Raw genomic sequence first — 816 nt, 5'->3', positions numbered from 1 at the left:
CACGGGCAACGCGGCGAGTGTGGTGTCGGGTCGGTTGTCGTATGCGTTTGGGCTTGAGGGTCCTGCGGTGACGGTGGATACGGCGTGTTCGTCGTCGTTGGTGGCGTTGCATTGGGCGGTGCAGGCGTTGCGGCAGGGTGAGTGCTCGTTGGCGCTTGCGGGTGGTGTGACCGTGATGTCTACTCCGGGGACGTTTATCGAGTTTTCGCGTCAGGGTGGTCTTGCCTCGGATGGGCGGTGCAAGGCGTTCGCTGCTGCTGCTGATGGCACGGGGTGGGGTGAGGGCGTCGGGCTTGTGCTGGTGGAACGCCTCTCCGACGCCCGTCGCAACGGCCACCCCGTCCTGGCCGTGGTGCGTGGTTCTGCTGTGAATCAGGATGGTGCGTCGAATGGGTTGACGGCGCCGAATGGTCCGTCGCAGCAGCGGGTGATTCGTCAGGCGTTGGCGTCGGCGGGTTTGTCGGTTGTGGATGTGGATCTGGTGGAGGCGCATGGGACGGGGACGCGTCTGGGTGATCCGATCGAGGCTCAGGCTGTTGTCGCCACGTATGGTCAGGGGCGTGAACGGCCTGTGTGGCTTGGGTCGTTGAAGTCGAACATTGGTCATACGCAGTCGGCTTCGGGTGTCGCTGGTGTGATCAAGGTGGTCATGGCGATGCGGCATGGGGTGTTGCCCAGGACGCTTCATGTCGATGAGCCCACGCCGCATGTGGACTGGTCGGCGGGCGCGGTCGAGCTGCTGACCGAGGCGCGGGTGTGGGAGTCGGAGGGGCCGCGTCGGGCGGGTGTGTCCTCGTTCGGGATGAGCGGCACCAA

Annotated in this window: 1 protein-coding gene; it reads left to right on the top strand. The window is 65.3% G+C overall.

Going from position 1 to position 816, the window contains the following annotated elements; translation table 11 throughout:
- On the top strand, positions 1-816 hold an 816-nt coding region (locus DEH69_RS13475), incomplete at both ends, for a beta-ketoacyl synthase N-terminal-like domain-containing protein (protein ID WP_147255568.1).

This window comes from Streptomyces sp. PT12, assembly GCF_003311645.1.
Taxonomy (GTDB): domain Bacteria; phylum Actinomycetota; class Actinomycetes; order Streptomycetales; family Streptomycetaceae; genus Streptomyces.
This window is presented reverse-complemented; position numbering and strand designations above follow the sequence as displayed.